This window comes from Pseudothauera rhizosphaerae, assembly GCF_004801305.1.
Classification (GTDB): domain Bacteria; phylum Pseudomonadota; class Gammaproteobacteria; order Burkholderiales; family Rhodocyclaceae; genus Pseudothauera; species Pseudothauera rhizosphaerae.
In genome coordinates, this window is the sequence record NZ_SSOD01000020.1 from 40,443 (window position 1) to 62,074 (window position 21,632).

Annotated in this window: 24 protein-coding genes; 12 read left to right on the top strand and 12 right to left on the bottom strand. The window is 66.4% G+C overall.

Annotated elements, in window-relative coordinates; all coding sequences use genetic code 11:
• Positions 1-128 precede the first annotated feature (128 nt).
• Entirely contained in the window at positions 129-1,088 is a 960-nt protein-coding gene (locus tag E6O51_RS19150; RefSeq protein WP_136386627.1) for a LysR substrate-binding domain-containing protein, read from the top strand.
• A gap of 59 nt (positions 1,089-1,147) precedes the next feature.
• Here E6O51_RS19150 and E6O51_RS19155 read toward each other — a convergent pair whose 3' ends face one another.
• Both E6O51_RS19155 and E6O51_RS19160 read right to left on the bottom strand, forming a co-directional pair.
• Positions 1,148-1,480, bottom strand: a complete 333-nt coding sequence (locus E6O51_RS19155; RefSeq protein WP_168735340.1) for a DMT family transporter — start codon at positions 1,478-1,480, stop codon at positions 1,148-1,150.
• A gap of 253 nt (positions 1,481-1,733) precedes the next feature.
• Positions 1,734-2,684 (bottom strand): AraC family transcriptional regulator, encoded by a 951-nt coding sequence (locus E6O51_RS19160; RefSeq protein ID WP_136386629.1) that lies wholly within the window; start codon positions 2,682-2,684, stop codon positions 1,734-1,736.
• A gap of 165 nt (positions 2,685-2,849) precedes the next feature.
• Between E6O51_RS19160 and E6O51_RS19165 the strand changes: the two genes are divergently transcribed.
• The 4 genes from E6O51_RS19165 to E6O51_RS22415 all read left to right on the top strand — a co-directional run bounded on the left by E6O51_RS19165 (position 2,850) and on the right by E6O51_RS22415 (position 5,699).
• Positions 2,850-3,581 (top strand): SDR family oxidoreductase, encoded by a 732-nt coding sequence (locus E6O51_RS19165; protein ID WP_211091467.1) that lies wholly within the window; start codon positions 2,850-2,852, stop codon positions 3,579-3,581.
• Positions 3,582-3,695: 114 nt separating this feature from the next.
• On the top strand, positions 3,696-4,544 hold the full coding sequence (locus E6O51_RS19170; protein ID WP_136386631.1) for an SDR family oxidoreductase: 849 nt from the start codon (positions 3,696-3,698) through the stop codon (positions 4,542-4,544).
• A gap of 23 nt (positions 4,545-4,567) precedes the next feature.
• On the top strand, positions 4,568-5,584 hold the full coding sequence (locus E6O51_RS19175; protein ID WP_136386632.1) for an SDR family NAD(P)-dependent oxidoreductase: 1,017 nt from the start codon (positions 4,568-4,570) through the stop codon (positions 5,582-5,584).
• Between the two features lie 16 nt (positions 5,585-5,600).
• Positions 5,601-5,699: a DUF3363 domain-containing protein gene (locus tag E6O51_RS22415; RefSeq protein ID WP_211091468.1), complete on the top strand. Its 99-nt coding sequence runs from the start codon at positions 5,601-5,603 to the stop codon at positions 5,697-5,699.
• Between the two features lie 28 nt (positions 5,700-5,727).
• Here E6O51_RS22415 and E6O51_RS19185 read toward each other — a convergent pair whose 3' ends face one another.
• Positions 5,728-6,345, bottom strand: coding sequence for a TetR family transcriptional regulator (locus tag E6O51_RS19185; RefSeq protein ID WP_136386633.1), 618 nt, complete (start codon positions 6,343-6,345; stop codon positions 5,728-5,730).
• 194 nt (positions 6,346-6,539) lie between these two features.
• Between E6O51_RS19185 and E6O51_RS19190 the strand changes: the two genes are divergently transcribed.
• On the top strand, positions 6,540-7,088 hold the full coding sequence (locus E6O51_RS19190; RefSeq protein ID WP_168735341.1) for an ester cyclase: 549 nt from the start codon (positions 6,540-6,542) through the stop codon (positions 7,086-7,088).
• A gap of 25 nt (positions 7,089-7,113) precedes the next feature.
• Positions 7,114-7,644, top strand: a complete 531-nt coding sequence (locus tag E6O51_RS19195) for a hypothetical protein (protein ID WP_136386635.1) — start codon at positions 7,114-7,116, stop codon at positions 7,642-7,644.
• Between the two features lie 28 nt (positions 7,645-7,672).
• On the opposite strand, the gene guaA is transcribed toward E6O51_RS19195, so the two are convergent.
• Together guaA and guaB are read right to left on the bottom strand one after the other, a co-directional pair.
• On the bottom strand, positions 7,673-9,238 hold the full coding sequence (gene guaA / locus E6O51_RS19200) for a glutamine-hydrolyzing GMP synthase (RefSeq protein WP_136386636.1): 1,566 nt from the start codon (positions 9,236-9,238) through the stop codon (positions 7,673-7,675).
• Between the two features lie 57 nt (positions 9,239-9,295).
• Positions 9,296-10,756, bottom strand: coding sequence for an IMP dehydrogenase (guaB, locus tag E6O51_RS19205; protein WP_136386637.1), 1,461 nt, complete (start codon positions 10,754-10,756; stop codon positions 9,296-9,298).
• An 82-nt stretch (positions 10,757-10,838) separates the two neighbouring features.
• Between guaB and E6O51_RS19210 the strand changes: the two genes are divergently transcribed.
• Positions 10,839-11,339, top strand: a complete 501-nt coding sequence (locus E6O51_RS19210) for a DUF4124 domain-containing protein (protein ID WP_168735342.1) — start codon at positions 10,839-10,841, stop codon at positions 11,337-11,339.
• Between the two features lie 66 nt (positions 11,340-11,405).
• Here the strand turns inward: E6O51_RS19210 and E6O51_RS19215 are convergent, their stop codons facing one another.
• Together E6O51_RS19215 and E6O51_RS19220 are read right to left on the bottom strand one after the other, a co-directional pair.
• On the bottom strand, positions 11,406-11,729 hold the full coding sequence (locus E6O51_RS19215) for an RnfH family protein (protein WP_136386639.1): 324 nt from the start codon (positions 11,727-11,729) through the stop codon (positions 11,406-11,408).
• Positions 11,730-11,732: 3 nt separating this feature from the next.
• Positions 11,733-12,170: a type II toxin-antitoxin system RatA family toxin gene (locus E6O51_RS19220; RefSeq protein WP_136386640.1), complete on the bottom strand. Its 438-nt coding sequence runs from the start codon at positions 12,168-12,170 to the stop codon at positions 11,733-11,735.
• 98 nt (positions 12,171-12,268) lie between these two features.
• Between E6O51_RS19220 and smpB the strand changes: the two genes are divergently transcribed.
• A complete protein-coding gene (smpB, locus tag E6O51_RS19225) occupies positions 12,269-12,715 on the top strand; it encodes an SsrA-binding protein SmpB (RefSeq protein ID WP_136386641.1) in 447 nt (148 codons plus the stop codon).
• A 52-nt stretch (positions 12,716-12,767) separates the two neighbouring features.
• Positions 12,768-13,346 (top strand): NnrU family protein, encoded by a 579-nt coding sequence (locus E6O51_RS19230; RefSeq protein WP_136386642.1) that lies wholly within the window; start codon positions 12,768-12,770, stop codon positions 13,344-13,346.
• Between the two features lies 1 nt (position 13,347).
• On the opposite strand, the gene E6O51_RS19235 is transcribed toward E6O51_RS19230, so the two are convergent.
• From E6O51_RS19235 to E6O51_RS19245, 3 genes are all read right to left on the bottom strand, one after another.
• Positions 13,348-14,907 carry a protein adenylyltransferase SelO gene (locus tag E6O51_RS19235; RefSeq protein WP_136386643.1) on the bottom strand — a complete coding sequence of 520 codons (1,560 nt, stop codon included), beginning with the start codon at positions 14,905-14,907 and terminating at the stop codon, positions 13,348-13,350.
• A 68-nt stretch (positions 14,908-14,975) separates the two neighbouring features.
• Positions 14,976-15,590, bottom strand: coding sequence for a DUF2238 domain-containing protein (locus E6O51_RS19240; RefSeq protein WP_136386644.1), 615 nt, complete (start codon positions 15,588-15,590; stop codon positions 14,976-14,978).
• Positions 15,591-15,605: 15 nt separating this feature from the next.
• Positions 15,606-17,573: an ATP-dependent DNA helicase gene (locus E6O51_RS19245; RefSeq protein WP_136386645.1), complete on the bottom strand. Its 1,968-nt coding sequence runs from the start codon at positions 17,571-17,573 to the stop codon at positions 15,606-15,608.
• Between the two features lie 208 nt (positions 17,574-17,781).
• Here E6O51_RS19245 and E6O51_RS19250 point away from each other — a divergent pair, with 208 nt between their 5' ends.
• The gene (locus E6O51_RS19250) at positions 17,782-19,413 is read left to right on the top strand and encodes a methyl-accepting chemotaxis protein (RefSeq protein WP_136386646.1); all 1,632 of its coding nucleotides are present in this window, start codon (positions 17,782-17,784) and stop codon (positions 19,411-19,413) included.
• A gap of 5 nt (positions 19,414-19,418) precedes the next feature.
• Here E6O51_RS19250 and E6O51_RS19255 read toward each other — a convergent pair whose 3' ends face one another.
• Complete coding sequence (locus tag E6O51_RS19255; RefSeq protein WP_136386647.1) at positions 19,419-20,237, bottom strand: hypothetical protein; 819 nt, start codon at positions 20,235-20,237, stop codon at positions 19,419-19,421.
• Positions 20,238-20,322: 85 nt separating this feature from the next.
• Between E6O51_RS19255 and E6O51_RS19260 the strand changes: the two genes are divergently transcribed.
• Positions 20,323-20,517 carry a YjfB family protein gene (locus tag E6O51_RS19260; protein WP_136386648.1) on the top strand — a complete coding sequence of 65 codons (195 nt, stop codon included), beginning with the start codon at positions 20,323-20,325 and terminating at the stop codon, positions 20,515-20,517.
• On the opposite strand, the gene zapE is transcribed toward E6O51_RS19260, so the two are convergent.
• The gene (gene zapE, locus E6O51_RS19265; RefSeq protein ID WP_136386649.1) at positions 20,518-21,630 is read right to left on the bottom strand and encodes a cell division protein ZapE; all 1,113 of its coding nucleotides are present in this window, start codon (positions 21,628-21,630) and stop codon (positions 20,518-20,520) included.
• Positions 21,631-21,632: the final 2 nt, after the last annotated feature.

Consider the following 21,632-nt stretch of genomic DNA (forward strand, 5'->3'; position numbering starts at 1 on the left):
GAGGGAGGGAACATCGCGGCGGAAGGGCACTGCCAGTAACAGGCGGGAGGCAGTGTAGAAATGCGCTGGCGGGGCGACAAACGAAGAATTATTATTCGACGCGTAACAAAAACTTAACCATATTCCCCATGGCCCAGCGCCTTCCCAGCCTCACGCTGCTGACCACCTTCGAAGCCGCCGCCCGCCACCTCAGCTTCAAGCAGGCGGCCGAAGAGATCTGCATCACGCCGGCCGCCGTCAGCCAGCACATCAAGGCGCTCGAAGCGCAGCTCGGCGTCACCCTGTTCCATCGCCGGGTACGCGGGCTGGACCTCACGCCCCAGGGCGCCGCCCTGCTGCCCGAGCTGCGGGCCGCCCTCGACCAGCTCGCCGCCGCCGTCGCCGGCGTACGCCAGGCAACCCATGGCCCGCTGGCGATCACCGCGCCACCGTCCTTCGCCAGCCACTGGCTGCTGCCGCGCCTGCCGCGCTTCGTGCGCGCCCATCCGGATCTGCCGGTGCGCCTGACCAGCACCTCCGACACGGTCGGCCGCAAGGGCGCGCAAAGCCTGTCCGCACGCCTGCACCCGGCCCGGCAGGAAGTCGCCATCCTCTACGGCCGCGGCCACTATCCCGGCTATATCACGGTGCCGATCTTCACCCCCGACTACGTCCCGGTCTGCGCCCCCGCCCTGGTGGACGGCCTGCCCACGCCGCTGGCACCGGCCGAGCTCGCCCGCCTGCCGCTGATCCACGACGACACGTTCGACGACGGCAAGGGCGCGCCCTCATCCTGCGACTGGCATGCCTGGTTGGAACGGGCCGGACTGCCGCCGACCGCTCCGCTGCGCGGCCCCCGCTTCTCCAACACCGTGCTCGCCCTGGAGGCCGCCCTCGCCGGCCACGGCGTGGCGCTGGCCCCGCGCCCGCTGGTGGAAGCCCTGGTGGCAGCGGGCAAGCTGGTGATCCCCTGCAACCTCGCCCTGCCTTCGCCCAGCACCTACAGCCTGGTGATGCGCGAGGCCGTGGCCCAGCATCCGGCCGCGCTGGCCTTCCGGGACTGGATCATCGCCGAGGCGAACATCCCGGCGGGGCACACTACGAGGTGACAGTCCACTCTCAGGCCGATAGGACGCACAAGGGCCAGAGAGAACCATGCCGACCAAGCCTACAAATACGACGCCACAGCTATCGCCACACACGCAGCCACCAGCACGGCAACCCTGGCGAACGATGCCGGGTCCCCGAATGCAAAGATACCTACAAAGATGGCGCAGAGCGGAATGGCGGCGGAGACCAGTGGCAACGCGATGCTGAGGTTGGCGCCGGAATGAAGCGAACGGCTCAACAGGAATACGCCCGTCCCGAAGCACAGAATCGTCCCGATCGTGGGAAGGGGGGCAGTGAAACCCTTGTTCAAAGGCATCAGAAAAACCCCTGCTACTTGGACGGCGACTGAACCCATGAGCATCGCAATGATGCCGAACGGTATGGTGGACATGAACTGGACTCCGTTGCTATTGGATTGCCGGTCAGAGCGGCTGTCGTCGCTCTTTACAGCCTCGTTCTTGGAGTCACCCGGCTCCCTTCGCATAGATGCAGGCATGCGAGTGCTGCGAAGTGGTGACTACGATCAACGGTAAATCACGGAAGATGGACCATCCATATCAGTCAGTCCGCTTTTTCTTTTCAATAGTCCTGACCAAGAAGGCTTTCTTTAATGGTGCGCGCGGAGTTTCAGGCACACATGGCTCTCAATGCGCCCGGGGAAGAACAAGATCCCGGGAAACGGCCCGGCGCGCGGCCGATCTGTAGCGCTTCGGGGCTTTGCCTGTAACGCGCTTGAACGCCACGCTGAACGCGCTTTCGGACGAGTAGCCGAGCATCTCCGACAATTCGGATAACGGCGCGTTGCTTTCGCGCAGTGCGCGCTCGGCCAAGTGCATGCGCCACTGCGTCAGGTAGGTCAGCGGCGCCAAACCGGCGACCGACTTGAAGTAACTCGCAAAGACCGTGCGCGACATCGCGCAGGCTCTGGCCAGCTCGGTCAGATGCCAGGCACGCGCGGGATCGGCGTGCATCATCCGAATGGCGGGTGCGATGCGAGGATCGCTGATGGCGCGAAGACGGCCAGCCGTCATCGTGTCCGTGCTCGCCAGGTATGCGCGCAGGATCTGCAGGAAGACGAGTTGCGCCAATTGCGTGGCAGCGAAATCCGAGCCGGGAAGGCCTATGTGGTGTTCCCTCGCCAGTCGGTCGATCAGCCACCGGATTGCATCCGCATCGACGCTACCCGCTCGCAGGTGGATCACGGGTGGAAGGTTGTCGATCAGCAGATTGCCGCTGGCCGAATCCAGCCTGACATGCCCGCCAAGGAAGAAAAATTCCTCTGCCGTGCCCAGATTGATGATCCTGTTCCCATCATCGCCGTAGAGGGCCACGGCATCGAGCGCAGGCAAAGCCGGATCGCTGGCGAGCGTGAACCCTCGCGCCGCCGTCAGCAGAATGGTTTCGCCCGCGGAAAAACGAATGGACTCTTCACCTTCGATGGACAGCCAGCATGCGCCGCGGGCAGCGATGAAGAACTTGACGCGATCGGGAGGAGGAAACCGTATCGCCCAGTCGCCACCAGCCAGGAAACCGCCGGAAACGACACTCCGGGCATTGGCTAGTGCAAGCACATCGGAGAACGGATCTTCTTTCATGGCAGGACTATTGAAAAGAAATTAAGTACTCACAAGCATTCTAAGTCCTTCCACGGGCGAATAAGGTGTCGTCATCGCATCCACCTGAGGACGTACACCATGTCTGCAACGCCACCGGACCGACTCCCCTCGGAACAATCCCCTCTTCCTGCCGGCCGGCCGCCGGTGGCCATCGTCACCGGCGGCTCGCGCGGCATCGGCCGCCGGATCGCCGAACGGCTGGCGCAGACCGGCTACGCCGTGCTGATCGGCTACCGCAGTGAGCAGGCCAGCGCAGACGAAGCAGCGGCCGGTATCGCCGCTATCGGCGGAACGGCGCGTGCAGTACGCGCGGATGTTGCCGACGAAGCCGTGATCGCCCGCCTCTTCGATACCGCAGAGCGCGAATTCGGCGGCATCGACGTGGTGGTGAACGCGGCCGGGGTCCTCATCGACAAGCCGCTGGCGGACCTGAATATCGACGAAGTGGACCGCATGCTGGGCACCAACCTGCGTGGCGCCGTCATCGTGAGCCGGCAGGCGGCCCGCAGGGTCCGCGCCGGTGGATCGATCATCAACATTTCGAGCGCAATCACCAAGGGCACGGCGCCCGGCTACAGCGTCTACGCCGCGACCAAGGCTGGCTTGGAAGCACTGACGGCAACGCTGGCGAAGGAGCTTGGGGGCCGTGGCATCAGGGTCAATGCGGTCGCGCCCGGCCCGACGGATACCGACATGCTTCGCACGGGCTTTGCCAACAGCGGCCACGGCGAGCAGATGCGTCAGGCCATTGTCAGTGCCACGCCCCTCGGCCGCATCGGCCGTCCCGACGATGCGGCCGAAGTCGTGCTAGCGCTTGTCGGACCTCTGCGTTGGGTGCACGGCCAGACCATTCATGCCAGCGGCGGCTTGGTCTGATTCCGCATGTCGGGAAAGGAGAAACGATCATGAACCAATCCTCGTTCGTGACGGGTATCGAGGTCCCGATCGATGGTGGCCGGCTGCTGCTCTGAACTGCGGGAGCGAACCCTCATGAGCAAAGTCTGGTTCATCACGGGCGCCGGCAGCGGCATCGGCGCCGCCACCGTTCGGGCGGCTTTGAAAGCCGGAGACCGAGCCGTCGCCACCGGCAGGAATCTCGCCAAACTGCGCCGTGCCTTGCGCGACGTGGCGAACGACCGGTTGGCCTTCGTCAGCCTCGACGTGTCCGACGAGGCACAAGCCAAGACAGCGGTGCAAGAAGCGGTCGGGCACTTCGGCCGCATCGACGTGCTGGTCAACAACGCCGGCTACAGCATGCTGGGCAACTTCGAGGAACTCGTCACGTCCGATATCGAACGTCAGTTCGCGACCAACATCTTCGGCGTGATGCATGTCCTGCGTGCCGTTCTGCCGATCATGCGCAGGCAGCGCACGGGCCGTGTCATCAACATCGGTTCGCTGGCAGGGGTGACCGGCTTCGCGCACTGCGGCGCCTATGCGGCGACGAAGTTCGCGGTGGAGGGCCTGTCTCTGTCGGTGGCACAAGAGGTCGAGCCGTTCGGCATTCGCATCACCGTGGTCGAGCCCGGCGCATTCCGCACGGGCCTGCTGGAGACCGGCCACGCGAAGTACGGCCTGAACACCATCGAAGACTACGCGGGCACGGGCGATGTGGCGCAGGCATGGGCCGCTCTGGACGGCCGGCAGCCAGGCGATCCCGCAAAGCTGGGTGAGGCCCTTGTCCGCATCGCCAACATGGCCGATCCGCCACGACAGTTTCTCGCCGGCAGCGATGCCTTGGCGATCGTCGAACCGGTTCTGGAAACCCGGTTGCACGAATTGAACGCTCATCGAGGGCTGTCCCGATCGACAGACAGGATGCCCGATCCACACCCCTGATTACCCGATAGCGGAGACATCCCATGACCACAACACCCCAAGCACCCATCGGTTCCGGATTCGGTCCGGCCTCCACCACGGCCCACGTCATCAAGGGCATCGACCTGGTCGGCCAAGTCATCATCGTCACCGGCGGTTATTCCGGTCTCGGCCTCGAATCGGCTCGCGCGTTCGTGTCGGCCGGTGCGCGCGTGATCGTTCCGGCACGTGACGTGGCGCGCGCGAAGAAGGCGATCGAGGGTATCGGCGGCATCGAGGTCGAGCCGATGGACCTGCTCGACCCCGCATCGATCGATGCCTTCGCCAAGCATTTTCTGTCCTCCGGCCTGCCGCTGAATGCTCTGGTCAACAGCGCCGGCATCATGGCGGTGCCCGATCGCACGCTGGATGCGCGCGGCTACGAACTGCACTTCGCCACCAACCACCTCGGCCACTTCCAGCTCACCTCGCGGTTGTGGCCGGCGCTGAAGCGCACGGAAGGTGCGCGGGTGGTGTCGGTCTCGTCGATGGGGCACCGCTTCTCCCCGGTCGTGTTCGACGACATCCATTTCGAGAACCGGCCTTACAGTCCATGGGCGGGCTACGGCCAATCCAAGACCGCCAACATCCTGTTCGCGGTCGAACTGGATGCACGTGGCAAAGCGGACGGCGTGCGCGCCTTTTCGCTGCATCCGGGTGGCATTCCCGGTACCGGTCTGGAGCGGAACGTGCCGGTCCAGGAACTGATCGATGCCGGCATCATCGACGAGAACGGCGTCCCACAACTTGATCCCGCCAAGGACATCAAATCGATCCCCCAAGGAGCCGCAACCCAAGTATGGTGCGCCACCAGCCCGCGGCTCGCTGGTCTGGGCGGCGTCTTCTGCGTCAACTCGGAGATCGCGCCCCTGATGGGAAGCAATCCCGAGAACTTCTCGGTGGCCGAGAGCCAATCCGGCAAACGCGACGACGGCGTGGCGCCTTACGCGGTCGATCGTAAGGCCGCCACGCTCCTCTGGGAAATCAGCGCGCAGATGACCGGGACACGCTTCTTCGACTGATCCCAGGTGGACGCCGGTGATCGAACAGCGGTTGGGGCAACAACTCGCAGCGATGGCACGCGCCGGTAGCGTTTCGTGGGAAATCGGGAGACAGCGAGGGCCGTCGATCAACTGACTGGGCATCGCTTGAACATGCTCCGACGCTACCGCAGTTTGGCGAGCTGCCTCCAGAGCATGCGAAACACTTTGTGCGTGAAGGAGGGAATGTCCTCGGGCTTCAGTCCTTCGGTGGACTGCCATTCTTCGGTTCCGATGCGTAAAGCGCCAATCACGACCATCGCCAACAGCCTGAGCCCGAGCGGATTCTCCTGCGGATAACGTGCGTGCAACGCCTCGAACAGGCGAGTTTCCAGGAGCACGTACTTGTGCTGCTCCCGTGCCGCAAGAGCGGGTGTGCCTTGCACCAGTGCATGGATGGCGAAGGATTCAGGCGTGGCAGTCTTCCCGAGCGCATCCAGCATCGCCCGTTCGACTGCCTGCACGGGTGCCTCGCTCTGGGGGCCGGCCGCAACCGCTTCCGTCAGCGGCCCGGTGAACTTGTCCTGCCATGCGATGACCACATCCTCCTTGGCGGGAAAGTAGTCGAAGAAGGTTCTTTTGGACACATCCGCCGCTTCGGCGATCTCGTCCACCGTCACAGCCGTGAACCCTTTCCGCAGGAACAGAGTTATCGCAGCGTCCGCAATGCGGGCGCGGGTTTCCCGCCGTTTTCGTTCTCGCCGGCCTTCAAGGGCGGGTGGCGTCCTGGAAACGTCCTTCATGCCTCACCAAGTGCAATGTTGCGCTGAATTTACTTTCAAGACGGATGCGTGACAGCGGGCAGAACAGGTCTGGGAAATGAGAAAGGCGGCCCCTCTGTTCGATTTTGCTGCACTTGACGCATTATTGCACTAAATGCAGAATTTAGCAGAATGAGCGTATGGTCAGCACTTTGCGGGAGCCGGAGAGGCACATCATGAAATCACCTATGAACCCGGTACGCCGTGCCGTCACTGCATCGCTTGCCGTCAGCGCTCTTGCTGCACTGCCGGCACCGGCCATCGCGGCGGAACCGGAGCCGGTCACTGGCAATTCCGATGCCGCAGCCAACATCGCGATCGTCAAGCGCTTTCTCGATGAGGTAGTCAATGGCGGCCGCTTCGAGCTGGTGGACCAGCTATGGGCGTCGGATCTCGTTTGGCGCGGGGCCAGTCTGGGCGAACTACGAGGCATTGAAGCCTATCGCAAGGCGCTGGAGTCGTCCGTCGGTGGAAGCTTCAGCAGAATGCACCTCGACATCAAGGACGTCATCGCCAGCGGCGACAAGGTCGTCGTTCACTTCACCAACAGCGGCATCAATACGGGACCGTTCCTGGGGCGCCCGGCCACCGGAAAGTATGCGGTCTGGGAAGGAATCGGCATCTACAGAGTCGTGAACGGAAAGATCGCCGAGGCCCAGTTCGTCGAAGACATCCTCGGACAGCAACAGATGCTGGGTCACTGGCCCGGCTCCGGTCGTCAGTAAGCACTTCAGGTCACTGGTGGCGAAAATGATGGAAATGGTTCAGCAATACTATGCCAACGAACGGCAGTTCGCGCTGTTCGGCATTGGGATGGGCGCGGTGCTCTCGATCCTGGCGGCGGCTCTCTGGCGAGCATCAGCAGCCGCTTCGCTAGGCACAGGGATGGCCTACGTGCTTCTGGTCGCCGGGTTGCTCCAGGCCGCCGCGAGCTTCAGCTACGTCATGATCGTGGACCGCAGGGCTGAGGACGCAGCAAAGACCTACCTGTTGCAGCTGGAGAGCGAGGTCAAGCGCGATGAACTCGTTCGCATGCAGAAAGTTTTCAGCTCTGGCTATACGGGCGCGCTTGCGACCTACACGGCGCTCCTTTTCGTCGGCGTCGCATTGGTCTTTCTCGCCATCAACGTTCCAATCTGGAAGGGCGTAGCGCTGGGACTCATGATCGTGGGCGTGATCGGCCACGGGGTCGAAGCTTTTTCCATGCAAGCAAACCGCGACTACAAGGCAGCGGTGGAGGCATACGCCTCGATCAACGTGTTACATCATTTTTTTCGATAGCTGGCGATAGTCCCCGAAGGGTGCGGCTTCACTCCCACTCGATCGTCGCCGGCGGCTTGCCGGAGATGTCGTACACCACCCGGTTGATGCCGCGCACCTCGTTGATGATGCGGTTGCTGACCTTGCCCAGCAGGCTGTGGGGGAGTTCCGCCCAGTGGGCGGTCATGAAGTCCTGGGTCTGCACGGCGCGCAGGGCGACGACGTATTCGTAGGTGCGGCCGTCGCCCATGACGCCCACGCTCTTGACCGGCAGGAAGACGGCGAAGGCCTGGCTGGTCTTGTCGTACCAGTCGGCGGCGCGGAGTTCGTCGATGAAGATGGCGTCCGCCCGGCGCAGCAGGTCGGCGTATTCCTTCTTGACCTCGCCCAGGATGCGCACGCCCAGGCCGGGGCCCGGGAAGGGATGGCGATAGACCATGTCGTGGGGCAGGCCCAGCGCCACGCCCAGTTCGCGCACTTCGTCCTTGAAGAGGTCGCGCAGCGGTTCGAGCAGCTTGAGGTTGAGTGTTTCCGGCAGGCCGCCCACGTTGTGGTGGCTCTTGATGGCGTGGGCCTTGCCGGTTTTGGCGCCGGCCGATTCGATCACGTCCGGGTAGATGGTGCCCTGGGCCAGCCAGCGGGCCTTCGGCAGCTTCTTCGCCTCGGTCTGGAAGACCTCGACGAACTCGCGGCCGATGATCTTGCGCTTCTGCTCCGGATCGGACACGCCTTTCAGGTGCCCCATGAACTGTTCCGTGGCGTCCACGTGGATGACCTTGACACCCAGGGAACGGGCGAAGGTCTGCATGACCTGCTCGGCTTCATTGAGGCGCAGCAGGCCGTTGTCCACGAACACGCAGGTGAGCTGGTCGCCGATGGCGCGGTGGATCAGCGCCGCCGCCACGGAGGAATCCACCCCGCCGGACAGGCCGAGGATGACTTCCTCGTCGCCGACTTGGGCGCGGATCTTCTCCACCGCCTCGCCGATGTAGTCCGGCATCTTCCAGTCGCGGCCACAGCCACAGATCCGATGCACGAAGCGGGCGATGATGTCCTTGCCCTTCAGGGTGTGGGTGACTTCCGGGTGGAACTGCACGGCGTAAAAGCCGCGCTCCTCGTCGGCCATGGCCGCCACCGGGCAGGAGGCGCTGCTGCCGATGACCTTGAAGCCGGCGGGCAGTTGCGTGACCTTGTCGCCGTGGCTCATCCACACGTCCAGCAGACCGTGGCCCTGGTCGTTGCTGCGGTCCTGGATGCCTTCGAACAGCTTCGAATGGCCGTGGGCGCGCATCTCCGCATAGCCGAACTCGCGCTGGGCCGAGCTTTCCACCTTGCCGCCGAGTTGCTCCGCCATGGTCTGCATGCCGTAACAGATACCCAGCACCGGCACGCCCAGTTCGAACACTACCTGCGGCGCCTGCCATTCGAGGGCTTCGTACACCGAGTTCGGCCCGCCGGACAGGATGATGCCCTGGGGCGCGTACTCGCGGATGAAGGCTTCGGACACGTCGAAGGGATGCAGTTCGCAATAGACCTGCTGCTCGCGCACGCGGCGGGCGATCAGTTGCGCGACTTGGGAGCCGAAGTCGAGGACGAGGATTTTCTGGTGGGACATGGCGCTTCCAAAAAGAAGAAAGGCGGCCTTGGCCGCCTCGGGTGTCGGTTGGGCCGCTTATTCGACGTGGTAGTTGGGCGCTTCCTTGGTGATCTGCACGTCGTGCACGTGGGATTCGCGCACGCCCGCCGAGGTGATCTCCACGAACTGGGCACGCTCGTGCATGACGGCGATGCTCCCGCAGCCCAGGTAGCCCATGGAGGCGCGCAGACCGCCGATCAACTGGTGGATCACCGCGGTGACCGGGCCCTTGTACGGCACGCGGCCCTCGATGCCTTCCGGCACCAGCTTGTCCACGTTGGCGGTGCTGTCCTGGAAGTAGCGGTCGGCCGCGCCCAGCTGCATGGCGCCCAGGGAGCCCATGCCGCGGTAGGACTTGTAGGAACGCCCCTGGTAGAGCACGGTCTCGCCCGGCGCCTCTTCGGTGCCGGCGAACAGCCCGCCCAGCATCACCGCGCTGGCGCCGGCCGCGATGGCCTTGGAGATGTCGCCGGAGAAGCGGATGCCGCCGTCGGCGATCAGCGGCACACCGGCGCTCACGAGGGCGCTGGCGACGTTGTCGATGGCGGTGATCTGCGGCACGCCCACGCCGGCCACGATGCGGGTGGTGCAGATGGAACCGGGGCCGATGCCGACCTTGACCGCGTCCGCACCGGCATCGATCAGCGCCCGCGCGGCGTCGCCGGTGGCGATGTTGCCGCCGATGACCTCCACATGGGGGAAGCGCTTCTTGACCCAGTTCACCCGGTCAAGCACGCCCTGGGCATGGCCGTGGGCCGTGTCTACGACCATCACGTCCACGCCGGCCTCGGCCAGCAGTTCGGCACGCTCCTCGGTGCCGGCACCCACGCCGATGGCCGCGCCCACGCGCAGGCGGCCCTGCTCGTCCTTGGCCGCATGGGGGTGCTCGGTGGACTTCATCATGTCCTTCACGGTGATCAGGCCGCACAGCTCACCGGCCGGGTTGACCACCAGCACGCGCTCCAGGCGGTGCTTGTGCAACAGGGCGCGGGCCTCGTCCAGGCTGCTGCCTTCGGGCACGGTGACCAGGCGCCCCTGCGGCGTCATGATGGCCGACACCGGCTGGTCCAGGTTGGTCTCGAAGCGCAGGTCGCGGTTGGTGACGATGCCCACCACCTGGCGCCCTTCCACCACCGGCAGGCCGGAGAACTTGTGCTGCCGCGTCAGCGCCATCACCTCGCGCACGCTCATCGTCGGCGGAATGGTGATCGGATCCTTGAGCACGCCGGACTCGAAGCGCTTGACCTTGAGCACCTCGGCGGCCTGCTTCTTGGCACTGAGATTCTTGTGCACGATGCCGATCCCGCCTTCCTGTGCCAGCGCAATGGCCAGACGGGCTTCGGTCACGGTATCCATGGCCGCGGAGACGAGCGGCAGATTGATGGTGATGCGGCGGGTCAGGCGGGTCTGGAGACTGACGTCCCGGGGCAGGACGGCGGAATGGGCGGGGACGAGAAGGACGTCATCGAACGTCAGCGCCTTCTGGATCACTCGCATGGCTTCTATCCTTTCGACCAAATCCGTATTATACAGACCGCCTTCGCGTCATGTAAGCCGCACAACATCAGGAAAAGCAACCATGGCCCTACGCTCCGCCCGGCTCAGCCTCGCCGCCACCCTCCTCGTGCTGTCCGTTCCCCTGTTCTACGCCCAGACGTCCCAGGCCGACATCTACACCTGGAAGGACAGGAGCGGACAGGTCCACTACGCGGACACCCCGCCGCTCACCGGCGACGCCACGGTGGTCGGCCCCGTGCGCCGCGTCTCCAAGTCGGAAAGTGAAGAAGCGGCTGCAAGCGCCGAAGGCCAGGAACCGACGCTGGCCGACAAGGAACTGGAATTCCGCCAGCGCCGCGCTGCCGAAGCGGACGCCGCCGCCAAGACCGAGCAGGAGGAAAAGCGCGCCGCCGACCGGCAACGGGCCTGCGACAGCGCGCGCGGGCAACTGGCCACGCTGCAGAACAACCAGCGTGTTGCACGCGTGAACGCACAAGGGGAGCGCGAGTTCCTCGACGACGACACCCGCACCCAGGAAGCGGAGCGTATCCAGGCTTTCCTCGACCAGAATTGCTCCCAGTAGGCAGAGCCGTCACCCGGCCATCGAATGGCGATCCGCCGGGCAGAACGGCTGCCGCCGCCCGGCAGCTCAGGCCTCTTCGCCGCTGCTGCCGCCCTTCTTCATCACCTTGCCCTCCTCCGCGCGCTTCTTGCGCACGGCTTTCGGGTCGGCGATCAGCGGACGGTAGATTTCCACCCGGTCGTGGTCGCGCAACACGGTGTCCGCCTTGGCGAGCTTGGCGTAAACGCCGAGCTTGTTCGCGCCCTCCAGATCGATGTCCGGATACTTCTGCAGCAGCCCGGAAGCGGCCACGGCCTCACGCACGGTCGCCCCTTCGGGCAGGACGAGATGCACGATTTCCTGGCGCTGCGGCAGGGCGTAAGTCACTTCCACGTTGATGCGGTCGGCCACGTTTCAGTCCTTTGGATAGACCAGCGCTGCGCGCTTGACGAAGGAATCGACGAAGGTGTTGGCGATATGGCTGAACACCGGCCCCAGCGCCTTTTCCAGCAGCCGGCTGGAAAACTCGTAGTGCAGGCCGAATTCGATCTTGCACGCGGTGTCGCCCAGCGGGGTGAAGCGCCAGTGGCCGTTGAGGTGCTTGAACGGCCCTTCCCGCAGGCGGATCAGCATCTCGTGCGGACGCTGCTTGGCGTTCTCGGTGCTGAAGTGGGCCTTGATGCCGTGGTAGTTGATGTGCAGCGTCGCGGCGGTCAGGGTGTCGGTGCGCGTGTGCACCTCGGCGCCGCCGCACCAGGGCAGGAAGGCGGGGTAGTCCTCGCAGCGGTCGACCAGTTCGAACATCTGGGCCGGGGTGAATTCGATCAGGACAAGCTTGGTGACTTCGGCCATGGCACGGGCGGCTCGGGGCTGGGGCGAACTGCTAGAATGCGCGATTCTACCGCAAAGCCGCGGCGCCCCGCCCGCGCCCGCCGGACGACCCCGACACCATGAGCATCATCGACAACCGCAAGGCCTTCCACGACTACTTCATCGAGGAGAAACACGAGGCCGGTATCGTCCTCGAAGGCTGGGAAGTCAAGGCCATCCGCGCCGGCCGCGCGAACATCAAGGAATCCTACGTCGTCATCCGCGACGGTGAGATCTTCATCTTCGGCATGCACATCACGCCGCTGGCGAGCGCCTCCACCCACGTGCATGCGGACCCCACCCGCACGCGCAAGCTGCTGCTGCACGCCCACGAGATCGACAAGCTGATCGGCAAGGTGGAGCGCGCCGGCTACGCGCTGGTGCCGCTGGACCTGCACTACAGCAAGGGCCGCATCAAGGCCACCATCGGCCTGGCCAAGGGCAAGAAGCAGTACGACAAGCGCGAGGACGAGAAGAAGCGCGACTGGGAGCGCGAAAAACAGCGCCTGATGCGCGTGAAGGCCTGAGCGCCCGCTTCGGGGCGGGGCTCATACACCGATCATCGGAAGGAGAATGCCCATGACCCTGCTGATCCTCGGCCTGGTGCTGTTCCTCGGCACCCACTCGGTGCGCATCGTCGCCGACCCCTGGCGCACCCGCCAGTTCGCCCGCCTCGGCGAACTGAAATGGAAGCTCGCCTACTCCGCCCTGTCGGCCGCGGGACTGGTGCTGATCGTGTACGGCTACGGCCAGGCGCGCCTCGACCCCCTGTTGCTGTGGCAGACACCGGTGTGGATGCGCCACGTGGCGGCCCTGTTCACCCTGCCCGCCTTCGTGCTGCTGGTCGCCGCCTACCTGCCCGGCACGCACATGAAGGCGCGCATCGGCCACCCCATGCTGGCCGGCGTCAAGCTGTGGGCGCTGGCCCATCTGCTGGCCAACAACACTCTGGCCGACCTGCTGCTGTTCGGCAGCTTCCTGGTGTGGGCGATCATCGATTTCATCGTCTCGCGCCGGCGCGACCGCGCCGAACACCGCCGCCGCCCCGAGGCCGCGCTGCGCAACGATGCCGCCGCGGCGGCAATCGGCCTGCTGGCCTGGTTCACGGTGGTGCGCTACCTGCACGCACCGCTCTTCGGGGTGGCGCCCTTCGGCTGAGTCAGGAACTGCAGGACAGCATCGAACAGCCGGGCCGGTTGCGCGCCCAGTCGGGCCGCCGGCCGGCATAGTGTTCGCGGCCCGGCTGTTCCTCGTAGGGGCGGCGCATCACCTCCAGGGTCTCCGCCACCAGGCCATAGTCGCCCTGCTCCGCCGCGTCGATGGCCTGCTGGGCCAGCCAGTTGCGCAGCACGTAGCGCGGGTTCGCGGCATCCATCCGGGCGCGCCGCTCGGCCGCCGGGCGGTTCTCCTGGCGCACCCGCACAGCGTAGCCTTCCAGCCAGGCCTGCAGTTCGCCGCCGTAGGCCTCGCGGCCCTCGGGGGAATAGAAGGCATCCTCGAAGGGTGCGAGGGACGGTGCATCCAGGTCCAGCCGGGCCAGCGCGCGGAAGAAGATCGTCATGTCGATCTCGGCCTTGGTCATCAGCCGGTGCAGCGCGTCGGTCATCTCCAGATCGGCGTCGGTGAAGGCCGCGAGTCCGAGCTTGTCGGCCTGCATGCGGCGGCTTTCCGCGTCGTAGGTGGCGACGTAGCGATCCAACCCGGCCTGCAGCGGGGCTTCGCTGCGGAACAGGGGATAGAGCGCATTGGCGAGCTGCAGCAGATTCCAGTGGGCGATACGCGGCTGGTGGCCGAAGCGGTAGCGCCGCATCTCCTCGTCGGTGGTGTTGGGCGTCCAGCCGGGATCGAAGTTGTCGATCCAGCCGTAAGGACCGTAGTCGATGGTCAGGCCCAGGATGGACATGTTGTCCGTGTTCATCACCCCATGCACGAAGCCCACCCGCATCCAGTGCGCCACCATGCGCGCGGTGCGCTCGCACACCTCGGCAAACCAGGCGCTGCGGCGCTCCGCCGGGCTGCCTTCGATCCACGGAAAATCCCGGGCGATGGTGAATTCGGCGAGCCGTTCCAGCACGTCCAGGTCGCCGCGCGCGGCGAAGATCTCGAAGTTGCCGAAGCGGATGAAGGACGGCGCCACGCGGCACACCACCGCACCGGGTTCGGCCTGCGGATGGCCGTCGTAGAACATGTCGCGCACGACCTCCTCGCCGGTGGCGACCAGGGACAGCGCCCGCGTGGTGGGCACGCCCAGATGGTGCATGGCCTCGCTGCACAGGAACTCGCGGATGGACGAGCGCAGCACGGCGCGGCCGTCCGCACGGCGGGCGTAGGGCGTCGGCCCGGCGCCCTTCAGTTGCAGTTCCAGGCGCTCGCCGCGCCCGTTGAGCACCTCGCCCAGGTTGATCGCGCGCCCGTCGCCGAGCTGCCCCGCCCAGTTGCCGAACTGGTGGCCGCCGTAGCACGCCGCGTAGGGCGCCATGCCCGACAGCAGCGCGTTGCCGGCGAACACCTCGGCGAAGCGCGACGAACTAACGTCCGCCTCGTCCAGGTCCAGCATGGCGGCCACTTCCCGCGACCAGGCGACCAGTTCCGGTGCCCGGACCGGCGTGGGCCGCACATGGGAGTAGCAGGCGCCGAGCACCTGGCGGATGTGGGGCGCGTCGCTGGGGTCGGCGGGCAGCTCCCGCACGAAGCGGTTGTCGAAGACGAGGTGATCCATTGGGGGGTGATGTCGTTGTTGGTATCTGGAATTGAGAGTGCCAGCAAACGACGAGGTTCGCCAACAAACTAGCCTGGATCGCGGGTGGCGAGCGCCGCGAGCTGCCGGTCGTGCCAGCGCCCCAGCAGCAACAGCGCGCCGCCCGCCCCCAGCAGCGCCATGAACATGTCCCACTGGGCGTCCCACGGATCGCCCTGGGTGCCCAGGAATTCCACCGAACCGTCGCCCCAGAACACCGCCGCGGCCCATTCCACCAGTTCGTAGGCCGCGCTGATGCCCAGGCAGGCCAGCACCAGCAGTGCGAACAGCCACTTGCCCGGCCGCAGTGGCGAGGTGCGCAGCAGCAGTTCGCGCCCGAGGATGGCCGGCGTGACGCCCTGGAACACGTGGCCGATGCGGTCGTAGGGGTTGCGCGCGAGGCCAAGAACATCCTGCAACTGCAGGCCCACCGGCACCCGCGAGTAGGTGTAGGCGCCGCCGCCGATCAGGATCAGCGCGAACAGGGCGATCAGCCAGCAGGTGAGCGGCGTCAGCGGGAAGCGCCGGGCGGTGAGGAGGAGGATGGGCAGGGCGATCAGCACCGGCATCACCTCGCCCAGCCACACTTCGCGGTCGTAGGGCGAGATGCCGGAGGCGATCAGGGCGGTGATCACCACGAGGAGCAGAGCGAGGCGCGTCTTCACCTGGGGGTCCTTTGTTCAGCCGTTGCCCTGGCGCACGGCCGGCGGCGGCAACTGTTCCAGGAAGGCCACCGCATCCGCCTCCTCCCGGGTGCGGCGCATGGGCGGCAGGCTGCGCCACACCACCTTGCCGTAGGGCTTGTCTATCATGCGCGGGTCGCAGATGCACAGCACGCCGCGGTCCTGTTCGCTGCGGATCAGGCGCCCGGCGCCCTGCTTCATGTTGATCACGGTGCGCGGCAACTGGTAGTGCATGAAGGGGTTGCGCCCGCTCTTCTGCAGGTATTCCACGCGCGCGGCCAGCACCGGGTCGTCCGGCGGCGCGAAGGGCAGCTTGTCGATGACCACCAGCGAGAGCGCGTCGCCCGGCACGTCCACTCCTTCCCAGAAGCTCTGGCTGGCCACCAGCACCGCATTGCCCAGGCGGCGGAAGCGTTCCAGCAGCTCGGTGCGGGAGCCCTCCCCCTGCAGCAGCAGGGGCAGGTCGTCGCCCGCCGCGGCGAGGCCGTCGGCGATCAATTCATGGACGCGGCGCATGGCGCGCAGGGAGGTGCACAGCACGAAGGCGCGCCCGCGCGCGGCGCGGATCAACGGCAGGGCCTTCTTCGCCACGGCCTCGATGTAGCCCGGCGCGTTGGGGTCCGGCATGCCCGCCGGGGCGTAGAGCAGCGCCTGCTCGCCGTAGTCGAAGGGGCTGCCCCACACCGCGGTCAGGGGCGGCGGCTCCAGCGCCGTGAGCCCCAGCTCGCCGCAGTAGTGGCCGAAGTCCTGCCCCACCGCGAGGGTGGCCGAGGTGAAGATCCAGGCCCGCAGATGGCCTTCGAGCTGGCGGCGGAACACCGTGGAGATGTGCAGCGGCGTGGCGTTGAGCGCCGCGGACTGGGAGAACACCTCCACCCAGCGGATCAGCTCGGCATCCTCCGGCTGGCGCCAGCGGCGCAGGCGCTCGCCCGTCTCCTGGCTGCGGCGCAGGCAGGCGGCCAGGCCTTCGGAGCGTTCGGCCTGGGTTTCCAGCACGGCTTCGAGCCGTTCGATTTCGGCGGCCAGGCCCTGCGCCCTGGCGCCGAATTCCGGCAAGGCTTCCGCCTGCGCGGCGGGCAGGCGCGCCGGCTCGACGCCGAAGGCCAGGCGCAGGTCGCGGGCGGCCTTCTCCAGGGTGCGGCTGGCGTCGATCAGATCGCGGCAGTCGGGCGCGGCGGCAAGCGTTTCGGAACGGATGTCCCGCGCCAGGTCCAGCACTTGGCCGGTGGATACGTTCTCGCCGAAGAACAGGCTGGCGGTCTCGGGCAACTGGTGGGCCTCGTCAAAGATCACCGCGTTGCAGGCCGGCAGCAGCTCGCCCGCGCCCTCGTCGCGCAGCATCACGTCGGCGAAGAAGAGATGGTGGTTGACCACCACCACGTCGGCGTCCATAGCCGTGCGCCGGGCGGCGAGGACGAAGCAGCCCTTGACGTCCGGGCAGTCCTGGCCGAGGCAGTTGTCCCGCGTCGAGGTCGCCGCCATCCAGGCCGGCGAGTCTTCGCGCACCGCGCTGCATTCGGCCTTGTCACCGCTTTGCGTCGTCTGTGCGAAGCGGGCGATGGCGCGCAGGTCGGCGGCGTCCTGCGGGCTCTGGAAGCGGCCGTCCTTGGCGTTGCGCGCCAGATGGTAGGGACAGACGTAGTTGGCCCGCCCCTTGAGCAAAGCGATGCTCACCGGCACCTTGAGCGCAGCGCGCACCACCGGCAGGTCGCGGTTGAAGAGCTGGTCCTGCAGGGTCTTGGTGCCGGTGGAGATGATCACCTTGCCGCCCGACAGCAGCGCCGGCACCAGGTAGGCGAAAGTCTTGCCGGTACCGGTGCCGGCCTCGGCCACCAGCACGCGGTGCTCATGCAACGCCTGCTCGATCAGGCGCGCCATCTCGATCTGTTGCGGGCGCGCACTGAATGCCGGGATGGTCTTTGCCAGAGGGCCATCCGGCGTAAAGGCCTGGTCGACAGCACTCATACGGCATGAACAGGATGACGGCGGAGCCGCAATCCTACCACCGCCAGCCCGCGCGTCGGACGTCCGGGGTGACGGCTGCGCATCAAATGGCCATCAAGGTAAGTTCCGATACGCCGATATATCACCCAGAGCCGCCGCGCTTGGGGAAACATGGTGCGCACCGACAGCCGCCCATGATGACAACAACACGATCCCGGAAAGACCACGCATGAAAGCCCGTTCATCCGTTCGCACCCAATTGCTCTTCCTCGTCGCGATTACCTGCGGCCTGTTCATCGCCGCTCTGGCCGGCTCCCTGTGGGAAACCCGGTCCAGCCAGCAACAACTGCTGGATTTCATCGACACGGAACTGGCCACGGAGCGCGACGTGACCAAAGCCTACGCCCAGGGACTGCAGATGGGCCAAGCGCTACGCAACATCCTGCTCGACCCGCAGAATCCGCAGGCGTACAAGAACTTCGATCGCGCCCAAAGCGAGTTCGACGCGGTGATCGGGCGGGTGAAAACGCGTACCGATATTCTCAAGGGCGGTGCGGCGAGCGTGGCCACCATCGACGACATCCACCGCCGTTGGGGGCCGTTGCAGACGGACGTGATCGAACGCGTGCGGGCCGGCGACACCCAAGGCGCCCGGCTCGTCCTGATCGACAAGGAAACCCCGGCGTGGCGGGAGATGCGTACCCAGTTGCTGGATCAGATCGCCCACCTGGAAAGCACCTCCGGCGAGGTCAAGGGTGAGGTGGTGGCGGGCCTGGAGCGCGCCAACCTGATCGCCGTGGTGATGGCGCTGGCGGCCCTGGCAGCCTGCGTGGGCGTGTCCCTGTACGTGATCCGCGACCTCTTCCGCCAGCTCGGCGGCGAACCGTCCTACGCCGCCGAGGTGGCGCGACGCATCGCCGACGGGCGGCTGGACGAATCCGTCGAAGTGCGCCGAGGCGACCGCGACAGCCTGCTGGGAGCCATGAGTGGCATGCAGGAAGGACTGGCGACGACCATCGCCGACATCCGCCAACTCGCGGGCCAGGTTTCGGAATCGATTTCGGTGCTGCGCCACAACGAGGCGCAAATCGCGGACGCCTCCATGCAGCAGAGCGAAGCGGGCAGTTCCATCGCCGCCGCCGTCGAGGAGATGACGGTGAGCATTTCCCAGGTATCCGAGCATGCCGACGACGCCGACCGGCTCACCGAAGAAGCCGCCGGGCAGGTACACAACGGAGTCAAGGTGATCAACGACGCCGTGGGCATCATCGGCCAGATCGCCGAACGCATGTCCGCCTCGACCCAGGTGATGGCTGACCTGGGGGCGAGCGCGGACGGCATCTCGAACATCGTCAAGGTGATCCAGGAAGTGGCCGAGCAGACCAACCTGCTCGCGCTCAACGCGGCCATAGAGGCCGCCCGCGCCGGCGAGCAGGGTCGCGGCTTCGCCGTGGTGGCCGACGAGGTGCGCAAGCTCGCCGAGCGCACGGCGCAATCCACCCACGAGATCACGGGCATGATCCAGCGCGTGCAGGCCAGCACCCACGAGGCGGTGCGCAGCATGGAGGACGGCCGCGATCTGGCCGAGCGCGGTGCGGACAGCGCGGGCGTGGCGCGGGAGGCGGTAGCTGCGCTGGAATCGGGCTCCGACCGGGTGCGCGACGCGGTGGCCTCCATCAACGCCGCGCTGCGCGAACAGCGTTCGGCGAGCACGGACATCGCCCAGAGCATCGAACGCATCGCCCAGATGAGCGAGCAGAACCACGCCGCCACGCGCGATTCCCTGGGACGGGCCGACGACCTGCAGCAACTCGCCGCTTCGCTGGAGCACAGCGTGGGTCGCTTCCAGCTCGCGCGCTGAACGTTTCAATCCAGGCGTTCGACCTTGAGCCAGACCTCGTTGCTGCCCGACGAGGTCTGCTCGCCCCGAGACAACAGCCCCCGTTCCCCGTCCGCCGCCTGCAGGGTGCTGGCGCCGAGGGGAATCCATTCGCCCAGCGCGCCTTCCACGGTCGTGCTCAGGTGGCGGATTTCGGCCGTGCCGTCCGGCGCCAGCGGACGTTCGTCGAAGGGACTGATCTCGATGCTGACGCGGCCGCCCATCACCCGCGGCGAGGCATTGAAACCGGTGCCGAGATCGCGCCAGATCACCGTTTCGGAGAGCGCCGCGCCGTCGGGCCGCCGCCACACGCGGCGCAGCGGAACCGGCAGGGAGACGCCGGCCCGGATGAAGGCCTGCCCGCCGTCCACGGTCTGCACCTGCTGCTCGGCGGAGGAACTCGCCGCGCGCTCGCGTCCGCCGAGTTCCACCACCACGCCGGTGCCGATGTGATGGTGCCGGCCGGAGGACTCCTGCTCGATCTGTACCCTGCCGCGGCCGATGCGGCCGTGGGCTTCAGCCTGGGAACGGCCGCTGTATTCGTCTGCGGACTGGCGCACCGAGATCAGCAGCCTCGCGGCCGGCACGTCGATGCCGGCGAGCGCCGCGCGCAGCTCGGCCAGATTGGCCGCATTCGTGCGCACGAAAAGCTTGTCGTTGAAGCCGGACAGGCTGCCGCCCGGCGCCAGCAGCGGGCGCAGCACCGGCAGCACCTGTTCGGCCGGCCGGTGGCGCAACGGGATGATCTCCAGCGCGGGTTCCGCGGCCGCGGCAAGCGGCAGGAACAGCGCCAGCGCGCACAACATACGCCGCAGGATGCCGCCGACCGCCCGGGCCGGGTTAGAATGACGCCGGTCACACATTTGCGCCGCACAGAATCGGAGTATCGCCATGGATGTCACCGCCGTTGCCAGTCTCGCCACCAGCCTGAGCCAGGCCCGCACCGGCGACGCGGTCGGCGTGCTGGTGTTGAAGAAGGCCATCAACCTGCAGGCTCAGCACGCCGCCCAACTGATCGCCGCCCTGCCCCAGCCCGCGGCCAGCAATCCGCCGAACCTGGGGCAGAACATCGACGTCAGGGCCTGATCACTCCACCCGGTGCGCCTCGGCGAGGTAGTCCCGGGTGCGCATCTCGATCAGCCGGCTCACCGTGCGCACGAACTCGTGCGCGTTGTGCCCCTCAGTATAGAGTTCCGGCGCCTCCACCTCGGCGCTCATGACGAGCTTGACCCGGTGGTCGTACAGCACGTCGATCAGCCAGGTAAAGCGGCGCGCCTCGGAAGCCTGTCCCGCGTTCATCCTCGGCACGCCGGAGAGCAGCAGGGTGTGGTGTTCGCGCGCGATCTCCAGGTAGTCGTTCTGGGAGCGCGGCCCGCCGCATAGGGTGGCGAAATCGAACCACACTACGCCGGGCGCCCTGCGCACCACCGGCAGCTTGCGTTCCAGCACTTCGAGTTCCCCCGTCTCGCCCTCGCTGGCGGCAAGGCGACGGAAATCCTCGCCCATCTTGCGCGTCGCGGCCTCGTCCGCGGGCACCAGGTAGATCTCGATCTTCTCCAGCGTACGCAGGCGGTAGTCGGTGCCGTGGTCGACCTCGACGACGTCGAAGCGGCGCTTGATCATCTCGATGGTGGGCAGGAAGTTCACCCGCATCAGACCGTTGGGGTAGAGGCCGTCCGGCGGGTAGTTGGAAGTCATGACGAAGATCACCCCGCGCGCGAACAGCGCATCCAGCAGGCGCCCGAGGATCATCGCATCGGCGATGTCCGAGACGTGGAACTCGTCGAAGCACAGCAGCCGGGTCTGGCGCGCGATGCGGTCGGCCACCTTCTGCAGGGGGTCGGGCTCGTGATTGTGGTCCTTGAGGTCGTTCTGCACTTCCTGCATGAAGGCGTGGAAATGCACCCGGCGCTTGCGCTTGTAGGGCACGGCGTCGAAGAAGCAGTCCATCAGGAAGCTCTTGCCGCGCCCCACTCCGCCCCAGAAATACACGCTGCGCGGCATCTGCGGGCGCGAGAACACCCGCCGCAGCGTGCTGCCGCGCGCCACCTTGAAGCCCAGCAGCTCGGCGTAGAGCTGCTGCAGGCGCTGCACGGCGGCGCGCTGCGCCGGGTCGGACTTGAAACCGCGGGCGCGCAACTGGGCCTCGTAGGCATCCAGCACGCCGTGTTCGGAAACTTTAAGGGTGCGGTAGGGCATGG

Coding starts and splice junctions, on each gene's coding strand:
- E6O51_RS19230 (WP_136386642.1), top strand. CDS start 12,768: ATGACCCTGCTGATCCTCGGCCTGGTGCTGTTCCTCGGCACCCACTCG.
- E6O51_RS19245 (WP_136386645.1), bottom strand. CDS start 17,573: ATGAGTGCTGTCGACCAGGCCTTTACGCCGGATGGCCCTCTGGCAAAG.
- E6O51_RS19190 (WP_168735341.1), top strand. CDS start 6,540: ATGAAATCACCTATGAACCCGGTACGCCGTGCCGTCACTGCATCGCTT.
- smpB (WP_136386641.1), top strand. CDS start 12,269: ATGAGCATCATCGACAACCGCAAGGCCTTCCACGACTACTTCATCGAG.
- E6O51_RS19175 (WP_136386632.1), top strand. CDS start 4,568: ATGACCACAACACCCCAAGCACCCATCGGTTCCGGATTCGGTCCGGCC.
- E6O51_RS19170 (WP_136386631.1), top strand. CDS start 3,696: ATGAGCAAAGTCTGGTTCATCACGGGCGCCGGCAGCGGCATCGGCGCC.
- E6O51_RS19160 (WP_136386629.1), bottom strand. CDS start 2,684: ATGAAAGAAGATCCGTTCTCCGATGTGCTTGCACTAGCCAATGCCCGG.
- E6O51_RS19250 (WP_136386646.1), top strand. CDS start 17,782: ATGAAAGCCCGTTCATCCGTTCGCACCCAATTGCTCTTCCTCGTCGCG.
- E6O51_RS19220 (WP_136386640.1), bottom strand. CDS start 12,170: ATGGCCGAAGTCACCAAGCTTGTCCTGATCGAATTCACCCCGGCCCAG.
- E6O51_RS19185 (WP_136386633.1), bottom strand. CDS start 6,345: ATGAAGGACGTTTCCAGGACGCCACCCGCCCTTGAAGGCCGGCGAGAA.
- guaA (WP_136386636.1), bottom strand. CDS start 9,238: ATGTCCCACCAGAAAATCCTCGTCCTCGACTTCGGCTCCCAAGTCGCG.
- E6O51_RS19210 (WP_168735342.1), top strand. CDS start 10,839: ATGGCCCTACGCTCCGCCCGGCTCAGCCTCGCCGCCACCCTCCTCGTG.
- E6O51_RS19260 (WP_136386648.1), top strand. CDS start 20,323: ATGGATGTCACCGCCGTTGCCAGTCTCGCCACCAGCCTGAGCCAGGCC.
- E6O51_RS19255 (WP_136386647.1), bottom strand. CDS start 20,237: ATGTTGTGCGCGCTGGCGCTGTTCCTGCCGCTTGCCGCGGCCGCGGAA.
- E6O51_RS19195 (WP_136386635.1), top strand. CDS start 7,114: ATGATGGAAATGGTTCAGCAATACTATGCCAACGAACGGCAGTTCGCG.
- guaB (WP_136386637.1), bottom strand. CDS start 10,756: ATGCGAGTGATCCAGAAGGCGCTGACGTTCGATGACGTCCTTCTCGTC.
- E6O51_RS19150 (WP_136386627.1), top strand. CDS start 129: ATGGCCCAGCGCCTTCCCAGCCTCACGCTGCTGACCACCTTCGAAGCC.
- E6O51_RS19235 (WP_136386643.1), bottom strand. CDS start 14,907: ATGGATCACCTCGTCTTCGACAACCGCTTCGTGCGGGAGCTGCCCGCC.
- zapE (WP_136386649.1), bottom strand. CDS start 21,630: ATGCCCTACCGCACCCTTAAAGTTTCCGAACACGGCGTGCTGGATGCC.
- E6O51_RS19155 (WP_168735340.1), bottom strand. CDS start 1,480: ATGTCCACCATACCGTTCGGCATCATTGCGATGCTCATGGGTTCAGTC.